Below are 18,866 nucleotides of genomic sequence, written 5' to 3' on the forward strand. Positions count from 1 at the left end.
CCTACGATGAGGTCATGGCAGATGCGATGGTGGGCGAGCGTCGGGTGTACCGGGAGAACGACACCGACATCCCGAGCGAGTTCTCCGACCTGCTGGTGCGCATGCTCGTGCACCACCTGGAGAACTCGACGAACCGGTACTACACCGAGCTGCTGAACCACCTGTGGGAACGCTGCATGACGCTCGCTCCCGAGGAGCGACTGAAGACGACCTTCGCGAAGCTCATGCAGCAGGAGGTCGAGCACGGCGTCATCACGGCGCGGATCCTGGCGGGCCTGGGCGTCGGCAGGATCGAGCAGCCGATCAAGCAGTACCTGTTCCACCTGCCCATCGACACGTTCTGCGACATGGCGTACTTCAACGCCCTGGGCGACCGGGTGGGCTGCTACATCGGGGAGACGTGGGAGGACGTGCCCTACGAGCCCCTGTTGAACGTGGCGGAACGCCTGCACAAGGACGAGGTGTTCCACGCGACGTTCGGCATGTCGAACCTGCGTCGCGTGTGCGCCGATCCGGCCGGGCTGGCGGAGGCCAACGAGAAGATAAAGATCTGGTGGCCGGCCGCGCTGGACATGTTCGGCCGGTCGGACTCGGAGTTCAGCGACGCCTACGTCCGCTGGGGCCTGCGCAAGCTCAACAACGCCCAGCTCCGCCAGCAGTACATCGCCGACACCCGTCCACTGCTGGAGGAACTCGGCATCACCGTTCCCGCGGACACGGCGAACCGCCGTTTCCTCTGATGGCGCGGGCATGAGGCAGGCGCGGGCATGAGGCAGGACGGGGCGCCACCCCCCGCCGATCCCGCCCCGGGTCCCGCAGCGCCGCGCACCCGGACGGTCGACGTCCACCGCTACGGCCCCGACGCCGTCGTCCTCGACGTCCACCTCGGGCAGTACCGCGAGGTCTTCTTCGTCCTCACCGGCGACAAGAGTGTGACCATCACGATGCTCGACGGCAGCGACCCGACCCATCACGAGGCCCAGGTCTTCGTCTTCGCCAAGCCGTGGCAGTGGTCGCTCGACGCCCCCGATGAGGAAGTCCTGCTCCGGGTGTGGCAGTCCGTCGGCGTCCAGCGCTGACACGGCGCACCCCACCCGCACATCCCGGCCGGCCGTGGTCTCGCCACCCCGACCCCAGGCCCGCGGCCCCGCCACCGGGACGTATCCCAGCATGAGCTGGCCTTGTCGACGGGCGGAACCGTCGTCATCGTGATCACCGTGCCAGGGTCCGTCATCGATCATCGGACCGCAGGCATCGGCCGTGGTGTTCCGCGGAACCGCGTCCCGGTCCCCCCGCCCGCGCGGCTGTTCGCCGGAGCCCGGGCCGAGCCCCAGCCGCCTAATTACTGACGGTGACGGTCGAGGGGGGTGAGAGCGGGGGTGTGCGGGGGGCCGGCGTCCCGTGGTTCTTTGCTATGGACATATTTGCTATGGACATAGCGGACGCCAAACCGGCCACAGGGACCACGGTGGTCGCTCTCCCACGCATCCACCCCGAACACCGACCCGTCGCCGCCACGCTCCGCGATCGCTGCCGCCGCCGCCGCGAGCACGTGACACGGTCATGCAGATTCCGCGGAACCGGCTCCCACTCCGCCCCGCGAGGACAGTCCGCTAACGGTGATGTCGGTGAGGTCGCGGCGCGGCAGCCGGGCGGCGCGGCAGCCGGGCGGCGAGGCGGCGGCGGGAACCGGTTGATCAGCGATGCGGTGAGAAGCCCTCGAGCAGGGGGACAGTCGCGCGATAACCGCGACGGGCGCGGTGCCCGCTGGTCGTGATCCCGGTTGAATCTCACGGTCGCGGTAGGCGGCGATCAGATCGCTGATGGCCGCGGGCATCGCGGTCAGCTCCTCCGGCGTGAGGTGGACGACCTGGCTGAACGCCTCGTCCCTGCGCCACCGGCTGGGCGCCTGCGCGCGACGAGACAGCCAACGCTGGTAGGCCTCGTCCTCCAGTCCGCCGGCCAGCTCGCCGAGGTCGTCCCCGTTGGTCGACTCGGCGGTCGTGGTGGCCAGCCGCCAGGGCCGCCGCCGGCCGTGCTCCGTTGGCGCGGGCTCGATCAGGCCACGTCGCGAGCTGGCGCGGGTGGAAGGAGTAAAGGCCGGTGCTGCCGCCCAGTTCGCGAGCCGCGTCGGTCGACGTCACCGTGGCCCGCCGACGCAGCAGGTCCCGCAGCGCCGCGCGCACCGGATGCTCGGCGGACACGCAGCGACGGCGCGCGGCACTGAAGGCGATCCGTGCAGCGGACTGGGACAACCGGCCCAAGCCGAGGATCTTCATCAGTCCGCACTGAGCCATCCGACGGAGTCGGCGGGGCGCCGGCCGGCGGGGGCGGGGCCGGCCGGGAGCCCGGGGTAGGCGGGGTCAGCTCACCGGGGCGAGCAGGTTGACCGGCTTGTCGTTGAGGCCGTCGCGGACGCTCGTCCACTTGCCGCCGGTGTACTGGTCGACGCCGATCTGGTGGCCGCAGACGGCGACGAACGGTGCCTGACCGCACTTGAGCGGGCCGACCTGGAGCATCGCCGGACCGGCGAAGCCGCGCAGCGCCCGGTCCACGACGTCGAAGGACGTGGCCTTGTCCACGCCGAGCTGGTTGACGATCTTGGCGGCGGTCATCACGGTGCCGAACGTCGGCCCGCTGAAGCCGCGCAGCTCGACGGGGGCGCTGCCCAGCGGCTTGGCGTACTTCGCCGCGGCGTACTGGTAGGTCTTCATCCCGGAGTCGACGTCGGGCAGGTCGAAGTTGTAGCCGTAGTTGGCGTAGTACCAGCCGTCGGGGACGGCGTCGGCGGCACCGACGGTCTTGAGGTGCGCCCGCACCGGCACGTCGGCGCACTGGTCGGTCGTGATCACCTTGGGCTTGATGCCGAGCGAGTGGATCGCGTCGTACATGCTGATGCAGCTGCTCGGGGGGAAGGCGGTGATCAGCGCGTCGGCGCTGCCCGCGCCGCTGGCCTGCAACGCCGTCGTCAGGTCCGGGGTGGTGGCCTGCAGGCTGATGAACACCGGGCGGAACTTCACCTTGGCGGCGTCCAGGATCGGCTTCACGAGCTGCTGGGCGGCCGCGCGGCCGGCGGGCGTGTCCGGGACGATGCCCGCCACGGTGCGGGCCTTGAGCTCCTCGACGGCGAAGCGCGCCATGCCCATCAGCACCCCGGGCGAGCCGGCGGTGTAGGCGACGCCGCGGGTCGTCACGAAGTCCTCGCTGGCCAGGGCGTTGCCGATGAGGATCGCCTTGCGGCCGCCCACGGCGTCGTAGAACTCCTTGTTGCCGACGCTGAGGCCGCCGACGATCACCAGTGACAGCGACGCGTCGTTGGCCATCTGGGCGCCGCAGCGGGCGGCGTCCTCGGGCACGTTGACCGAGCAGGAGACCAGCTCGATCGGCCGGCCGCCGACGCCGCCGAGCTCGGCGTCGACGTAGGCCACCGCGGCCCGCGCGCCCTGGGTCGCGGACGGCAGGAAGGTGTCCTGACTGACAAATCCGATCTTGTACGGCGTGCCCTTCGCCGGGCCGGCGGAGCCCCCGGTGTAGCGCAGCGCCCAGGCGTTGTTGTCGCTGTTGGCGACGGGCGCGGAGCTCACCTCCCCGGCGCCGGCAGCGCCGGCACCGTTCGCGGCGCCCCCGGACGAACCCGACGACGAACACGCCGCGGCTAAGAGCAGGGAACTGAGCGCCAGCGCCCCCGCCACAGAACGACCTCTCACCGGTACCGCCTCCCACCTGCGCCGGCCCCCGTGGCCGACGGGTGGGAGCACCGTACGACCCCACAATAATTTAGTCCACCAGTCGATCGAATTAATCGAGAGGTCGGCCGATGGCCCTGGGCTACGACCCGATCGACGGCTTGATCGGCCGCCCGTTCGACNCCTTCCGATCNCCCGGCGAATTTATTCGACCCGCCGGTTGACTGTAATCTGCGTCTCACCTATCGTCCCGTGCAGGTAGTGCGCACCGTCCCGACCGGGGGCGTTCCCGGTCCCGCGTGAGGGGTACATCGTGGATCTCATCGACGAACTCGACCTCAAGGTCATCGACTGCGACACCCACGTCGTCGAGCACTACGACCTCTGGACGTCCCGGGTCCCGTCGAAGTACGGCGACCGTGTGCCCCACGTCGAACGCGACGCAGGCGGCATCGAGTGGTGGGTCGCCGGTGGCAAGGTGCTCAGCCCGGCCGCCGGTCTCGCCATCGCCGGTTGGAAGGAGCCGCCGCCGAAGTTCCCCGCTCAGCTCGACATGGTCGACCCGCGCATCTGGCAGCCCGAAGGCCGTCTGGAGATCATGGACGAGTACGGCATCCACGCCGAGGTCCTCTACCCGAACGTCGCCGGCTTCGGCGCCGGGCGCTACACCGACTTCGGCGACATGGAGCTGGCCCTGCTGCTGTTACAGGCGTACAACGACTGGCTGGCGGACTTCCGCCGGGTCTCGGACCGCTACGTCCCGGTCATGGCGGTGCCGTTCTGGGACATCGACCTGTCGATCGCGGAGATGACCCGCTGCGCGGAGCTCGGCCACAAGGGCCTGGTGTTCTCCCAGGCGCCCGAGGACTTCGGCTCCCCCATGCTCACCGACCCGCACTGGGACCGGCTGTGGGCAGCGGCCCAGGAAATGGGCCTGTCGGTGAACTTCCACATCGGCAGCGGGGACACCACGATGCCGCAGCTGCTGCACCCCTCGGCCGGCGTCCACGCCAACTACGCCACCTTCCCGATGACGTTCTTCCTCGGCAACGCCCGCACCGTGGGCAGCCTCATCGGCGCGGGCGTGTGCCACCGCTTCCCCGACCTGAAGTTCGTCTCGGTCGAGAGCGGCGTCGGCTGGGTGCCGTTCACCCTGCAGGCGCTGGACTGGATGTGGACCGAGTGCGGCGTCGCCAAGGAGCACCCCGAGTATGACCTGCTACCCAGCGAGTACTTCCGCCGCCAGATCTACGCCTGCTTCTGGTTCGAGCACGGCCCCACGCTGCGCGCGGCGATCGACTACGTCGGCGCCGACAACATCCTGTACGAGACCGACTTCCCGCACCCGACGAGCATGTCGCCGGGGCCGGTGAGCTCGGCGCTGCCACCCCGGCAGTTCATCAACGACAAGCTCGGCGACCTCCCCCACGACGTGCTGCGCAAGATCCTGCAGGACAACGCCATGAAGCTCTACGACCTCGCCTGAGCCGCACGACCCGGCCCAAGCCGCAGGACGCGGCCCGGGCCACCGGCCACCGGCACCGAGAAGGCCCGGGCACCGCACGGTGCCCGGGCCTTCCGCCGATCCCCTGTCCCGGCAGCACGGCGCGGTTCCGCGGAACACCAAGATCATCAGAATGAACCGGCGCTCGGATGCGTGGAGCGGTGCCGCGAGCACGTCGGCACCGCAACCCCTCCCGCCCGCCCACCTCGACCGGCCGTCACCGGCGCATGCTCGTGGTCGGAGGGTAGATCGGAGGGTAGAGAAGACTCGATCGGCTAGCGCGACGGCCGGGGCCGTGCCGGGGTCGTCACCTGGACGACCCGGTCCAGGGTGCGGACTACGAGCGCGAACGCGGACTCGGGATCGTTCACTGCGACCGCGGCCGCGCCGCCACCGGCGCCCCCGTCGCGGCGACGCTGGAGGGGATCGCGCCGGGACTCGGCGACGAGATCGGCCTCGACCTCGACGAGGTCGATGGTGGGCGGGTCGCCGTCGAGCACGCCGCGGTCCCAGACGACCGTGACGATGCTGCCGTTGCGCACCCCTCGCACCTCGAACGACTCGGTCGCGGGCCCCACGTCGGCCCGCCGTCCCCCGTCGGTCATCGCCGTGCTCCGTCCGCCTTGTGCTCCGCCCGCCGGTACCGCGCCCGTCTGGGCCATGTCCGCCCGCGCCGTGTCCGCCCGTACCGTGTCCGCCGCCTGGGCTGCGTTCGCCCCAACGGCGTCCGTCTGGGCTGCGTCCGTCTGGGCTCCGTGTGCCTGGACGGCGTCTGTCGGTGCCGGTCCGGTCGGGCGCGGTGCGGTGGGACGGCGGTCGGGGGGCAGCAGGCGGCGGTCGAGTTCGGTGCCCAGGTCGGCGAAGAGGCGTTCCAGCAGGGCGCGCTCGGCGGGCACGGTAACGGCCTCGGCGGCCCGCCACACCAGGCAGGCCATCTTCACCGAACCGAGCACCTCCCACCACCGCAGGGCCGCGAGGTCGGGCGCCCAGCCGGCGGCGGCGCCGTAGAGGTCCGGCCAGCGAGCCAGGTCCACCAGGCCGCCGACGCGGTCGGTGCCGACCCGCCAGCAGACGAGCTGCGCCCAGGCGAGGTCCTCCAGCGGGTCCCCGACATGGGCCATCTCCCAGTCCAGCACCGTGCGCAGCCCGTCGGGGCCGCCGTCGCCGTGACCATGCAGGATGTTGCCGGTCCGGTAGTCGCCGTGGAGCAGGGTGACCCGGACGGGCGGGGGTGGCGGGTTCGCGGCGAGCCAGCCCAGCGCCCGGTCCAGCACACCGGTGTGCGCCCGAGGGGTCGCGCGCAGCTCGCCGCTCCACCGGGCCAGCTCGACCCCGGCGACCCGCGCCGGATCCGGGCGGGCGCCGAGGATGTCGGCCGGCACGTCGGCGGCGTGGATCGCCGCCAGCGTCGCGGCGAACCAGTCGGCGAGCTCCGCCCGGTGCTGCACGTACCAGGGGTCGCGGTGCAGCGGGCCGATCGCGGCCGTGCCGCTGCACCGCTCCATCACCAGGTACGGGCGGCCGAGTTCCCCGCCGGGGCCCCCGGTGGCGCCGTCGCCGCTGGCCACCGCGTCGGGCACCGGCAGGCCCGCGGTGTGCAGGGTGTGCAGCAGGGCGGCCTCCGCGGGACGGCCGAGGGTCTGGCCGCCCGCGCCGACGACGCCGACGGCCGAGTCGGCGCAGAGGATCAGCGGGTGCGTGGCGCCGTCGCGGGTCACCGCGTCGAACGACCACATCTCGCGGGAGTAGCCGCCCTTGAGCCGGTGCAGGTCGACGATGTCGGCCTCGGCGAGGACGGGTTCGGCCAGGACGGGGTCGGCCAGGGCGGGGTTGCGTCCCGCGGCCAGCAGCGCGCGCAGCACGCCCGGGTCGACCCCGTGGGTGACGGCGGTCATCAGGAGATCACACCGGCGATCTTGAGGTTGATGAGCTCCTCCTCGGAGCGGCCGAGCGCCAGGACGACCTCGTCGGTGTGCTCCCCGAGGGTGGGCGCCGGGGTCAGCGTGGGCAGGTCGCCGTCGACCCTGGCGGGCACCGGAACCAGCGGCAGGCGTGCGCCACTCGGGTAGTCGACCTGCTGGACGTAGCCGTTCGCCAGCGCCTGCGGGTCGGTCAGGGTGTCGCCGGGGACGGCGACCGGCGCCCACTGGCCCTCCTGGCTGTCGAGGGCCTTGACCAGCTCGTCGTAGCTCATCGCCGTGAAGATGGCGTCGAGGGCGGCGACGCACGCCGCGGCGTGCTCGGTGCGCAGGGCCAGGGTGGTGAACCGCTCGTCGGCGGCCAGCTCCGGGTGACCGAGCGCCGCGCACAGGCCGGCCCAGTAGCGGTCGGCCTGTAACATCCCGAGCACGAAGAAGCGGCCGTCGGCCGTCCGGTACAGGTTCGTCAGCGGGTTCGGCGGGCGGCGCCGATCGAGCTGGACGATGTTGTCCGCGCCGATCGCCGCGGCGCCGGCGATGGTGGCCTGCATCGCCCACAGCCCGGCGCCGAACAGCGACACGTCGACCACGCTGCCCTGGCCGGTCCGCTCCCGCTGGTACAGCGCCCCTGCGATGCCGCCGGCCAGGAACATCCCGCTCTGGATGTCGCCGAAGGCGGGGCCGGGCAGCAGGATCGGGAAGTCGTAGCCCGGCGGGACCGAGGCGGTGCTGGCGCCCGATCGGCTCCAGTAGGAGATGCCGTCGAACCCGCCCTTGTCCGCGTCGGGACCGGCGGGCCCCTGACCGGTGCCGCGGCCGTAGATGATGCGCGGGTTGCGCGCCCGGACCTGGTCGACGTCGATGCCGAGCCGCTCCCGGGCCGACGGCATGAAGCTGGTGATGAACACGTCCGCCTCGTCGATGAGGCACATCAGCAGTTCGAGCCCGTCGGGGGTGGCGATGTCGATGCCGACGCCCCGCTTGCCGCGGTTGAACACCTCCCACAGCGTGGTGACGCCGCCGTCGCCGGGGCCGAAGCCGTAGGACGACAGCGCCCGGACCGGGTCGCCGGTCTCGGGATGCTCGATCTTGATGACGTCCGCGCCCCAGTCGGCGAGCGCGGCGCCGGCCGACGGCACGAAGCCGAACAGCGCCACTTCCACGACCTTGATGCCCTCGAGAATCCTGCCCATCGCCTGCCTCCACACCTACTGATCGCCGTTGCGGCGCTGTCGTCCGGCTCTGATCTGCGCGTCAGGACCTGCTCGGCGCGGTCAGACCCGCTCGATGATGGTCGCGGTGCCCATGCCGCCGCCGGTGCACATGGTGACGAGCGCGGTCGACAGGTCGCGGCGTTCCAGCTCGTCGAGGGCGGTCTGCAGCAGCATGCCGCCGGTCGCGCCGATCGGATGGCCGAGCGCGATCGCCCCGCCGTTGACGTTGACCTTCTCGGGATCGAGGTCGAGGTCGCGCATGGTCTTCAGCGGGACCGCGGCGAACGCCTCGTTGATCTCCCACAGGTCGACGTCGTCCACCGTCATCCCGGCCCGCTCCAGGCAGCGGCGCGAGGCCGGGCCGGGCGCGGTCAGCATGATGACCGGCTCCGCGCCGACGACCGCGCTCATCACCACCCGGGCCCGCGGGCGCAGGCCGTGCGCGCGGGCGAAGTCGGGCGAGGCGATCGCGAGCACGGCCGCGCCGTCCACGATGCCCGACGAGTTGCCGGCATGGTGGACGTAGTCGACCTCCTTCACGTCCGGGTAGACGTCGCGGACCATCTCGCCGAAGGCCCGGTCGTAGCCGTAGTCGGTGAACACGGCGCGCCCCAGGGCCGCGAACGACGGCGCCAGCTTCGCCAGCGTCTGCGGGGTGGTGCCCGCCCGGGGATGCTCGTCGCGGTCGAGGGCGACGGAGCCGTCGGCGTTGACGATGGGCACCACGCTGCGGGCGAAGTGGCCCTGCTCGATCGCCGCGGCGGCGCGCTGCTGGCTGCGGGCGGCGAACGCGTCGACGTCGTCGCGGGTGAACCCCTCGATCGTCGCGATCAGATCGGCGGACACCCCCTGCGGGACCTGCGGGAACCTGGCCCGCACCGCCGGATTGCCGGCCGAGAAGTCCATCGGCCCCTCCTCCGCGGGCCAGCGCGACATCATGTCCACACCGCCGGCCAGCACGAGCCCCTGGTGCCCGGAGGCCACGCCCATCGCCGCGAAGGTGACGGCCTGCTGACCGGACCCACACCACCGGTTCAGCGTCACGCCCGCCACCGTCTCCGGCCAGCCGGCCGCGAGCACCGCCATCCGGGCGATGTCGCCGCCGTGGTCGCCGACGGCGTTGCCGTTGCCCATCACCACGTCGTCGACGAGCTCCGGGTCGAAGCCGACGCGGTCGGCGAGCGCACGCAGGAGCTGGCCTAACAGCTCCTGCGGATGCAGGTGATGCAGCGAGCCGGTGGACCGGCCCTTGCCGCGGGGGGACCGCACGCCGTCGAGAATCCAGGCCTCGCTCATCGTGATCCTTCCGGGTTGTCTTCCGGGTCGGCTTCCGGGTCGCCGGTGCGGGCGTCGGCCTCGGCCTCGGCACCGGCCTCGGCATCGGCTCCGACGTCGGCTCCGGCCTCCACCTCGGCGCCGGCGCCGAAGTAGGTCGATTCGAGGGCGGCGGCACGCCCGGCGATCTCCGCGGTGGTGCCGCTGGCGACCAGGTCCCCATGGACCAGCACGGCGGCCCGGTCGGCGACCTCCAGGGCGAGGTGGACGTGCTGCTCGACGAGCAGCACTCCGGCGCCGGTGTCGTCGACGATGCGGCGCAGCACCGGCAGCAGGCGTTCGACGATGACGGGGGCGAGACCGAGGCTCATCTCGTCCACCATCAGCAGGCGTGGCTTCGAGGTCAGGGCCCTGGCCATCGCGAGCATCTGCTGCTCGCCGCCGGACAGCAGCCCCGCCCGCCGGCCCAGCAGCGGCTCCAGCGCCGGGAAGTACGACAGCGCGCGGGCGAGGTCGCCCTTGCTGCGCGCGGCGGCAAGCCGGAGGTTTTCGGCGACCGTGAGCTGGTAGAACAGCGAGCGGTCCTCCAGCACGTGGGCGAGCCCCTCGCGGGGCGCCCGGTGCGCCGGGCGGCCCCGCACCGAGCGGCCGAAGACCCGGATGTCGCCCTTCATCACCGGGTTGAGGCCCGAGGTGGTCAGCAGCGTCGTGGTCTTGCCGGCGCCGTTCGGGCCCAGCAGGGCCACGATCTCCCCGGCGTGCACGGTCAGGTTCAGGTCGCGGACCATCGCGACGCCGGCGTAGCCGGAGTACAGGCCGTCGATCTCCAGCAGCGCGGTCATATTCCCGCCTTCGTGCCGAGGTAGGCCGCCCGGACGCGCTCGTCGGCGACGACCTGCGCCGGCGTGCCGTGCGCGATCTTCGTCCCGAACTCGATGACGTAGACCTCGTCGCACACCCCCATCACCAGCCCCATGTCGTGATCGACGAGCAGGATCGACACGCCGGCCTCGACGATGCGGCGCAGCCGGCGGCCGAACTGCTCCGACTCGGTGGTGTCCAGGCCCGCGGCCGGCTCGTCCATGCAGATCAGCGCGGGCCGGGCGGCGAGGGTGCGCCCGGCGCCGACCAGCTTGCGCTGGCCGTGGCTGATCTCGGTGGGCAACCGGTCGGCGAGGTGGGCGATGCCGAGGACGTCCAGCGCCCAGTCCACGTCGGACTGATCGCGGCGGCGGCCGGGCCGGACCAGGTCGAGCAGAAACCCGCCGACCGTCTGCCGTTCGGCGCCGACCTGGAGGTTCTCCCGCACGGTGAGGTCCTCGAACAGTTCCAGCGACTGCCAGGTGCGGCCGAGGCCCAGGCGGGCCCGGCGGTGGGCCGGCTCGCGGTCGACGCGCTTCCCGCGGAAGTGGATCGCACCCTGAGTGCGGGTGAAGCCGGAGATGCCGTCGATGAAGCTCGTCTTCCCGGCGCCGTTGGGACCGATGAGCCCCACCAGGCGGCCCTCGTCGACCCGCAGGTCCAGCCCGTTGACGGCGTGCAGGCCGCCGTAGACGACGCTCATCGACTCGGTGCGCAGCAACTCGCTCACCGGGCCTCCCCCGCCACCGCGGGCGCCGCCCCGGCCGACCCGCTCACCCGGGAGCCGGCAGGGGACCCGGACGCAGCCGGGGTGGCCGCGGCGACCGGAGTGGACGCTGCAGGTGGGACGGACGCTGCAGGTGGGACGGTCGTGGCGGGCTCGGTGGACGCAGTGGGCTCGGTGGACGCAGTGGGCTCGGTGGACGCGACGGGACCAGTGGTCGGTGTTGCCACGTCCGCCGGGGTGGGTGGGTCCGCCGGGGTGGGTGGGTCCGCCAGGGTGGGTGGGTCCGCCAGGGTGGGAGGTCGGAATCTTCGCTGTAGGGCCAGCAGGTCCGTGCGGGCCTTGCCGGCGACGCCCTCGGGGTTCAGCACGGCGGTGACGACCAGGCCGAGGCCGCCGAGCAGCAGCACGAACTCGTCGGGCAGCCCGAACACCCGGTTGAGGACCGTGAAGCCGAGCCCACCGCCGACGAGCAGGCCGCCGGTGACCGCGCCACTGACGCTCGCGATCCCCCCGAGGTAGGCGAACGCGAAGAACATCAGCGACTTGTCGTAGAGGAACTTGTCGGGGGTGACGTTGCCGGTGCGGTAGGCGATGACCGCGCCACCGACCCCGGCGATGAACGCCGAGACCCCGAACGCCAACACCTTCACGGCGGCCACGTTGACTCCGGCGGCGGCGGCGGCCCGCTCGTTCGAGCGGATGGCCAGCATCTGGCGCCCGGTCAGCGATCGGCGCAGGTTGGCGACGAGGTAGCCCAGCGCGACCACGACGACCAGGCAGAACACCAGGGTCAGCGGGTTGGGTTGGGTGCCGTCCCCGATCGTGACGCCGAGGATGTGGTGGGTGGCGGTGTCCTGGGAGCGGATGAGCGCCGGCGTCGTCACGGTCGCGCCGTCGAAACCACCGTTGATCCAGGAGTTGGCGAACACGACCTTGTCGACGGCGACGGCGAAGGCGAGGGTGGCGATCGCGAGGTGCACCCCGCGCACCCGCAGTGCGGGCAGCGCCACGAGCACGCCGGCGACGACCGCGACCGCAGCCCCGGCGAGGATCGGCAGCGGGAACGGCCAGCCGTGGTGCGTCGACAGGCTCGCGACGGTGTAGGCCGACAGGCCGGCGAAGCTGGTCTGGGCCAGCGAGATCTGCCCGATGAAACCAGTGAGGACCACGATGGACAGGCAGATGACGATGCCGGTCAGCGTGTTCGTCAGCCCGTCGCGCATCGCTGGCGACAGGAAGAACACCCCGGGGATCAGCGCGACGACGGCCAGCCCCGGCCCGCCGTAGCGCAGCGCCCACGGCCGCGCCGTCGGCGAGAACGGCAGCCGGCCCGGCCCCAGCACCCCGCGGGTCGGCAGCGACTGCCCGCGCAGGGCCAGCACCGCGACGATGACGACGAGCGGCACGAGCAGGTCGACCCCGGGCACGGGCAACCCGCCGGCCTTCGGAAACCAGCTTTCGTTCGCGCCGAGGAAGGTCACCAGCGAGACCTGCATACCGAGGCCGAAGGCGGCCAGCGTCGTCCACCCGAAGGAGGTGAAACCGCCGACCAGGGCGGCGGTGACGGCCGGGACGATCAGCGCCGGCATGGTGTTCGGGTCGACGGAGGAGTTCACCGAGGCGACGAAGATGCCGAGCAGCCCGGTGACGACGGTGGACAGCACCCAGGTCGCCGCGGCGAGCCGGTCGGCGGAGAAGCCGAGGACCGTGGCGCCCTTCTCGTTCTCGGCGGCGGCCCGCACGGCGAGGCCGAAGCGGCTGCGCTGGAACAGCGCCCACAGCGCCACGGCGAGCACGAGCACCAGGCAGACGACGAAGAGCTGCTCCTGGGTGATCTTGAACAGGCCGAGGTCGACCTGCGTCTTGTCGACGAACGGCAGCGGCCCGACGACCTGCGTCGTCGTGGAGAACCGCCGGACGACGACGGCCTGCAGGAACAGCAGCACGCCGACCGAGGCGACCACCTTGGCCAGGACGGGCGCGTGCCGCAGCGGCCGGAACACCGCGACGTGCAGCACCAGGCCGAACAGGGCGCAGAACACCAGGGCGAGCACGAGGGCCGGCCAGAAGCCCATCGCGGCGCCGAAGGACACCGAGGTGGGCCAATGCGGCACGGAGAACCCGTCGTCGCCCGCCAGGTGCACGAGGCCCTCGATGGGCGCGAGCGGGTTGGGCAGCGGGGGGAGGAACAGGTCGCCGTGGGCCCGCAGGTCGGCGTAGACGTAGGCGGCGTACATCGCCACGGCCGCCCCCGCCAGGTTGACCACCCCGGACCCGCGGTAGGTGACGACGACGCCGAGAGCGATCGCCGCGATCAGCGCCCCCAGGGCGAACCCGCCGCCGGAGAAGAAGTTGGCCCGGTAATCCCCCTTGGCGAGGATCACCGCGAGCAGGGCCACCACCACGAGGGCGGGAACGGCCGTGCGTAATCGTGCGGCGGGAGTTCGGGGTCGCGTCATGTCGTCCAAGCTCCTGTTCCCGGCGGGCTGGCAGGCCCCGGCCGCCGGTGCGGCGGCGCGCGGGCGGGCCGGCGGGCTCGGCCGGCCCCGCGTCCAGGCCCGCCGGCGCGTCGACGGCCATCCGTGACCGCCTGAACCGACCACCTCCCCGGGGCGCCGATCGCGTTCCCGGCGGGGCCGCCGACCGCTGCGGCCTGCGAGGTAGGAGCAAGGTATGCGGGCGGTAGATTTATGTCAACCCATGAGTAGAAATTAATCCGCGTCACACTGGCGAGTGGCCCCGGCGGGGCGGACCGGCCGGCGGGGGCGTGGCCCGGGGNGGCGGATCGGCCGGATCTCCCGGCCGGCCGGGCGGGTGCCGGCCCCGCCCGGCTCAGCGCAGGACGAGGGCGACGCAGGTGTCGGCGAACGCCTCCGGCGAGTCGCGCCGGGCGTCGAACCACTTGTAGGACCAGCTCGTCATGCCGATGATCGCGTTCGCGACGAGCCTGGGGTCGCCCGGCGGGATCGACCCGTCCGCCATCGCGGCCTCGACCGCGAGGATGAACTGGCGCAGGTAGAGGTGCTCCTTGTGGCCGACGTCGGCGAGGTCGGCGTGCTCCAGGCCGGCCCGCTGGTCGAAGAACACGGCGAACAGGGCGGGATCCCGGGTGACCAGCAGCGCCTGGTGGCGGATGAGCGCGGCGAGCCGTTCGCGCGGGTTGGCGAGGTGCGCGAGCGTCTCGACCTCGGTGAGCGCCACCGTGATGGCGCGCTCGAAGACCAGGCGGAGCAGGTCGCTCTTGCGCTTGACGTAGTAGTAGAGGCTGGCCTTGCGCAGGCCCATCGCGGCGGCCACGTCGTCGAGCGAGCCGGCCTCGTACCCGTGAGCCTGGAAGACGTCCGCCGCCACCCGCACGATGTTCTCCAGCCGATCGCGGTACTCCTGGCTGGGCTCGAGGTTGCGCGGGCGGCCACGCTTGCGCGGCGGGTCGGACTGAGTCGTGTTCATCGGGATTGCGGCGTGGAGACCCCGCCGTTCATGGCAGGGAGGAAACGCCGTCTCATCTTATTCATCGGTCGATATCCCTTCTGTAGAATGGAGACATGTCCCGCTACCGGCTTTGTCCGACCGCCGAACAGGCGGCTGTGATGGAAGACCATTGCGGGCAGGCGCGGTACGCGTGGAACCTCGCCGTGGAACAGCAGTCCTGGTGGAATCCGCGCCGCGGCCCGGCACCGAACTACCACGAGCAGTCCCGCCAGTTGACCGCGGCGCGCCGGGAGAATCCGTGACTTGCCGCAGGTTCGCAGACTTTGCAGCAGCAGGCGTTGCGCGATTTCGCCACGGCCATGGCAAACCTCTTCCGGGGTTCGCATCGCCGGCCGTCGTGGCGCAAGCGTGGCCGGTCGGCGGGTTTCCGGATCGTCGCGGTGAAACCCACCGATGTGCATGTTCTGAACCGTCGCTGGTCGGCGGTGCGTATCCCGAAGGTGGGGTGGGTGCGGTTCCGCCGGTCCCGTGCTGTTCCGGAGGCGCGTTCCTACCGCGTGACGCGGGACCGGGCGGGCCGCTGGCAGGTGGCGTTCGCGGCCGTGCCCGACCCGATCCCGGGCACTGGCACTGGCACTGGCACGATTGTCGGGGTGGATCGGGGAGTGACCGTGTCGGCCGCGCTGTCGACGGGCGCGTTGCTGCACTGTCCCGGGTTGCGGCCCGGGGAACAGGCTCGGCTGCTCCGCCTGCAACGCCGGCTCGCCCGAGCGAAATCCGGATCGAACCGGCGGACCCGCCTGAAAGCGCAGATCGGCCGAGTGAAGGCCCGAGAGGTCGACCGGCGCAAGGACCGGGTCGAGAAGACCAGCACCGCGTTTGCCCGCCGGTACGACCTGATCCGCGTCGAGGATCTGCCGATCGGAAATATGACCCGCTCGGCGCGGGGCACCCTCGCCGAACCGGGGCGGAACGTGCGGCAGAAAGCCGGGCTGAACCGGAGCATCCTCGCCCACGGCTGGGGACTGCTCGTCCGCCGGCTGGAACAGAAAGCCCCCGGCAGGGTCGAGAAGATCAACCCTGCCTACACGTCGCAGACCTGCAACACCTGCGGAACCCGAGACCGGCAGGCGCGCGAGAGCCAAGCCGCCTTCCGGTGCCGGGCCTGCGGGCAGCAGGCGAACGCCGACGTGAACGCGGCACGCAACATCGCCCTGGGACATCAGTGGGCAACCACGTGGGTGACTGCGCGGGGAGGCGACGCCGACAGGCGGCCCGTGAACCGCGAACCTCAACGCTGCACACCCCCTCTCCCGGCGGACGTGTAGAAGTTGGAATCCCCCGCGTTCACGCGAGGGAGGATGTCAAGCGTTCCTCCGCAGGGCTCCGCACGCCCCGAGGCGATATCGACCATCCGACCAGCAGGTAGATTGCCCGTCGGCGAGGTCTAGCTTACGGACCGAGCGCGTCCAGACCAGTAAGGGTTACGCAGCTCACGCTTGAGCACCTTCCCCGCGGCATTGCGCGGCAGCGCGTCGACGAGGTCGATCGACGTCGGGCACTTGTAGGCGGCCAGGCGGGCGCGGGCGAAGGACACGACGTCGGCGGTCGTCGGGGTCCGGCCCGCCTCGGCGACGACGACGGCCTTCACCGTCTCGCCCCAGCGCTCGCTCGGCACCCCGATGACCGCGACGTCGGCGATGTCGGGATGGGACATCAGGACGTTCTCGACCTCGGCCGGGTAGACGTTCTCCGCCCCGGTGATGATCATGTCCTTGACCCGGTCGTGGATGAACAGGTAGCCGTCCTCGTCGAGGTAGCCGACGTCCCCGGTGCGCAGCCAGCCGTCCTCGAGCAGCGCCGCGGTCTCGCGCGGATTGTTCCAGTACCCGGGGGTGTTCTGCGGCGAGTGGATCCAGATCTCGCCGACCTCCCCGGGCGCGGCTTCGGCCCCGGTGTGCGGCGGGACGATGCGCACCCGGGCCCCGGGCACCGCTCGTCCCGCCGAGCGTAACCGCCCGGCTGCACCCGCCGACCCGGGAGGGGCCGCCGTCCCAGCCGCCTCCGCCGTCCCGCCCGCGCCCACTGCCCCGGGCTCCGCCGTCCCGCCCACGCCCGTCCCGGCGGCATCGAGGGCCCGGCGATGATCCTCCGGCGTCAGCATGGTGACGGTGCCCGCGGTCTCACTCAGCCCGTAGACCTGCACGAAGTCGCAGCGGAACGTCTCGATCGCCCGGACCAGCACGTCCAGGGAGATCGGCGAGGCCCCGTAGGCGATCGTGCGCAACGACGACAGGTCCAGCTCGGCGATGCCCGGCACGCCGAGCATCGTGCGCAGCACGGCGGGCACCGCGAACAGGTTCGTCACCCCGTGCTCGGCCACCGCGCGCAGGATCGCGTCGGGATGGGCCTCGCGCAGCAGCACCGTGTGGCAGCCGGCGTGGAAGCCGCTGAGCGAGTAGCCGCTGCCGGAGATGTGGAACAGCGGCATGGCGACCAGATTCACGCTGCCGGGTCCGAGGTCGAGCGTCTCCCCGGCCATCCGCAGCAGTGACAGCAGGTTGTGCTCGGTCAGCATCACGCCCTTCGGCAGGCCGGTGGTGCCCGAGGTGTAGAGCTGGATCCGCACGTCGTCGGGCTTCGCGCGCAGCCCGGGATCGAGCGCGGGCGCGGCGGCGACCCACTCGTCGTAGTCCTGATGGCGGGCCTCATGGCGGGCCTCGTGGCCGACCTCGGGACGGACCTCGTGGCCGGTCGAGCCGCCGACCACGATGATCTTCTTGACGCCGGGCAGCTCCGCCTCGACCGTCTCGACGGTCGCCGCGAACGCCGCGCCGACGATGAGGACCGAGGCCTGCGCGTCGGCGATGATCGCGGCGATCTCGACCGGCGCCAGCCGCCAGCTCACCGCGACGTTCACCGCCCCCAGCTTCGCCCCGCCGAAGAGCAGCTCGTAGTACTGCGCGGCGTTGGCGTCGAGGTAGGCGACCCGGTCGCCGGCACCGATCCCCTCCCCGGCCAGCGCCTGGGCGACCTGGTTCGAGCGGGCGTCGAGCTGGGCGAAGGTGACGGTGCGGCCGTCGGCGGTGAGCGCGGGCTGGCCACCGCACTCGGCGCCATGGGTACGGATCAGGTCGGCGATGGAGCTGATCGGCATGTCATTCCTCGATCCTCGCGGCGACGACCCGCAGACCGTAGGAGCCTCGCCGTATTAATGTCAACCCGCGAGTCGAGTAAACACACGTCCCCAGGGGGTCCCTCGTGATCACTCTCCTCGGATCCGCGACCTGGCACAACGGCCACGTTGACGGCGCCATCCGGGACATCCGCCGCCCGTTACCCGAGGACGGCCTGCTGAGCGGGGCCGTCCTGCGGATGGGTGACCCCGACGCGGGCCCCGTCGTCGCGATGTCCATCGAGGGCCGGATCTTCCCTCGCAAGGCCCCCGTGCACCTGCACAAGAGCGACAGCTTCCGGATGGCGCTGGGCGAGCCGATCCGGGTGGGCGGCACCAGCTACGCCCACGGCGAGTTCCGCCTCCAGCGGGCCGACGCCTTCTACGGCCCGGAGTACTGGACCGACGAGGTCGGCACCAACCAGCTCCTGCTGATGGCCGACCGGCGCGGACTCAAGCCCTACCTGACCGACGCGCAGCTCCAGCGGCTCGCCGACACCGCCCTCGCCGACGACGTCAGCCTGGAGGGGGTGGCGATGCTCCCCCGCGACGCCGACGTCCCGCACGCCATCGCCAACAGCTTCGGCGCCGTCCTGCGCCCGAGCCACTTCGACGCCGGCTTCACCGACACGACCCGATGGTCGACGCTCAGCGACGGCAGCCGCCTGGCCGCCGTCGCGCTGGGCGACCGCGAGTCCGGCGTGCTCCTGCTGTGCTGGGACCGGCCGCCGGGCGCCGCCGCGCTGCCCGGCTTCCGCCTCGGCACCGACCTGGTCCGGCTCGTCGTCGAGGGATCCTGCCGGATCGGCGCGCCGGGCACCGCCGCCGGCTCGACGGGCAGATCGACGGACGGATCGGGTGACCGGACGGACGGCGCCGGCGAGGTCGAGCTCGGCCGGCTCGGCTTCCGGCTCCAGCAGGAGGGCACCTGGCACGGAACGTCGCGCTCCGGCCCGGCCGGGTCGAAGGAGCTGTGGATCGTCGCCGACCGACGGGCATGGCCGCCGCTCACCGCCACCGGACCGCCCGAGGGGCTGTTGGCGGAGGCGGGCGCCGAGGTGGCGGCGCTGACC

The 18,866-nt window shown here is 72.1% G+C and carries 15 protein-coding genes and 1 pseudogene; 7 read left to right on the forward strand and 9 right to left on the reverse strand.

Annotated features, from left to right (window positions below; genetic code table 11):
• Positions 1-14: 14 nt before the first annotated feature.
• The 3 genes from FF36_RS11150 to FF36_RS36360 all read left to right on the forward strand — a co-directional run bounded on the left by FF36_RS11150 (position 15) and on the right by FF36_RS36360 (position 2,292).
• The gene (locus FF36_RS11150; RefSeq protein WP_044884958.1) at positions 15-740 is read left to right on the forward strand and encodes a Phenylacetic acid catabolic protein; all 726 of its coding nucleotides are present in this window, start codon (positions 15-17) and stop codon (positions 738-740) included.
• 27 nt (positions 741-767) lie between these two features.
• A complete protein-coding gene (locus tag FF36_RS11155) occupies positions 768-1,079 on the forward strand; it encodes a hypothetical protein (protein ID WP_044884959.1) in 312 nt (103 codons plus the stop codon).
• Between the two features lie 1,024 nt (positions 1,080-2,103).
• Positions 2,104-2,292: a hypothetical protein gene (locus tag FF36_RS36360; protein ID WP_044884960.1), complete on the forward strand. Its 189-nt coding sequence runs from the start codon at positions 2,104-2,106 to the stop codon at positions 2,290-2,292.
• Between the two features lie 71 nt (positions 2,293-2,363).
• On the opposite strand, the gene FF36_RS11165 is transcribed toward FF36_RS36360, so the two are convergent.
• Complete coding sequence (locus FF36_RS11165; protein WP_044885021.1) at positions 2,364-3,707, reverse strand: ABC transporter substrate-binding protein; 1,344 nt, start codon at positions 3,705-3,707, stop codon at positions 2,364-2,366.
• A gap of 292 nt (positions 3,708-3,999) precedes the next feature.
• Between FF36_RS11165 and FF36_RS11170 the strand changes: the two genes are divergently transcribed.
• Positions 4,000-5,172: an amidohydrolase family protein gene (locus FF36_RS11170; protein ID WP_044884961.1), complete on the forward strand. Its 1,173-nt coding sequence runs from the start codon at positions 4,000-4,002 to the stop codon at positions 5,170-5,172.
• Between the two features lie 293 nt (positions 5,173-5,465).
• Here the strand turns inward: FF36_RS11170 and FF36_RS31465 are convergent, their stop codons facing one another.
• From FF36_RS31465 to FF36_RS11205, 6 genes are all read right to left on the reverse strand, one after another.
• Positions 5,466-7,085 carry a phosphotransferase family protein gene (locus tag FF36_RS31465; RefSeq protein WP_242422433.1) on the reverse strand — a complete coding sequence of 540 codons (1,620 nt, stop codon included), beginning with the start codon at positions 7,083-7,085 and terminating at the stop codon, positions 5,466-5,468.
• On the reverse strand, positions 7,085-8,302 hold the full coding sequence (locus FF36_RS11185; RefSeq protein WP_044884962.1) for a CaiB/BaiF CoA transferase family protein: 1,218 nt from the start codon (positions 8,300-8,302) through the stop codon (positions 7,085-7,087). The genes FF36_RS31465 and FF36_RS11185 overlap by 1 nt, the downstream gene beginning before the upstream one ends.
• Positions 8,303-8,383: 81 nt before the next feature.
• Entirely contained in the window at positions 8,384-9,619 is a 1,236-nt protein-coding gene (locus FF36_RS11190) for an acetyl-CoA C-acetyltransferase (protein ID WP_082121828.1), read from the reverse strand.
• Positions 9,616-10,440, reverse strand: a complete 825-nt coding sequence (locus FF36_RS11195; protein ID WP_044884963.1) for an ABC transporter ATP-binding protein — start codon at positions 10,438-10,440, stop codon at positions 9,616-9,618. Before FF36_RS11195 ends, FF36_RS11190 begins: the two co-directional genes overlap by 4 nt.
• Positions 10,437-11,189 carry an ABC transporter ATP-binding protein gene (locus tag FF36_RS11200; RefSeq protein ID WP_052681050.1) on the reverse strand — a complete coding sequence of 251 codons (753 nt, stop codon included), beginning with the start codon at positions 11,187-11,189 and terminating at the stop codon, positions 10,437-10,439. Before FF36_RS11200 ends, FF36_RS11195 begins: the two co-directional genes overlap by 4 nt.
• Positions 11,186-13,645, reverse strand: coding sequence for a branched-chain amino acid ABC transporter permease (locus tag FF36_RS11205; protein ID WP_052681051.1), 2,460 nt, complete (start codon positions 13,643-13,645; stop codon positions 11,186-11,188). Before FF36_RS11205 ends, FF36_RS11200 begins: the two co-directional genes overlap by 4 nt.
• Here FF36_RS11205 and FF36_RS39935 point away from each other — a divergent pair.
• A complete protein-coding gene (locus tag FF36_RS39935) occupies positions 13,644-13,772 on the forward strand; it encodes a hypothetical protein (protein WP_255354330.1) in 129 nt (42 codons plus the stop codon). The two genes, FF36_RS11205 and FF36_RS39935, sit on opposite strands and share 2 nt — an antisense overlap.
• Before the next feature lie 246 nt (positions 13,773-14,018).
• On the opposite strand, the gene FF36_RS11210 is transcribed toward FF36_RS39935, so the two are convergent.
• The gene (locus FF36_RS11210) at positions 14,019-14,636 is read right to left on the reverse strand and encodes a TetR/AcrR family transcriptional regulator (protein ID WP_044884964.1); all 618 of its coding nucleotides are present in this window, start codon (positions 14,634-14,636) and stop codon (positions 14,019-14,021) included.
• Positions 14,637-14,731: 95 nt separating this feature from the next.
• On the opposite strand from FF36_RS11210, the pseudogene FF36_RS11215 reads away from it, so the two are divergent.
• Positions 14,732-15,946 (forward strand): annotated as a pseudogene (locus FF36_RS11215) (RNA-guided endonuclease InsQ/TnpB family protein).
• Between the two features lie 119 nt (positions 15,947-16,065).
• Here FF36_RS11215 and FF36_RS11220 read toward each other — a convergent pair.
• Complete coding sequence (locus FF36_RS11220; RefSeq protein WP_044884965.1) at positions 16,066-17,775, reverse strand: long-chain-fatty-acid--CoA ligase; 1,710 nt, start codon at positions 17,773-17,775, stop codon at positions 16,066-16,068.
• A gap of 104 nt (positions 17,776-17,879) precedes the next feature.
• Between FF36_RS11220 and FF36_RS11225 the strand changes: the two genes are divergently transcribed.
• Positions 17,880-18,866, forward strand: a 987-nt coding sequence (locus FF36_RS11225) for a hypothetical protein (protein ID WP_242422434.1), incomplete at its 3' end; no start/stop codon positions are given.

Origin of the sequence: Frankia torreyi, assembly GCF_000948395.1 — a bacterium.
Taxonomy (GTDB): domain Bacteria; phylum Actinomycetota; class Actinomycetes; order Frankiales; family Frankiaceae; genus Frankia; species Frankia torreyi.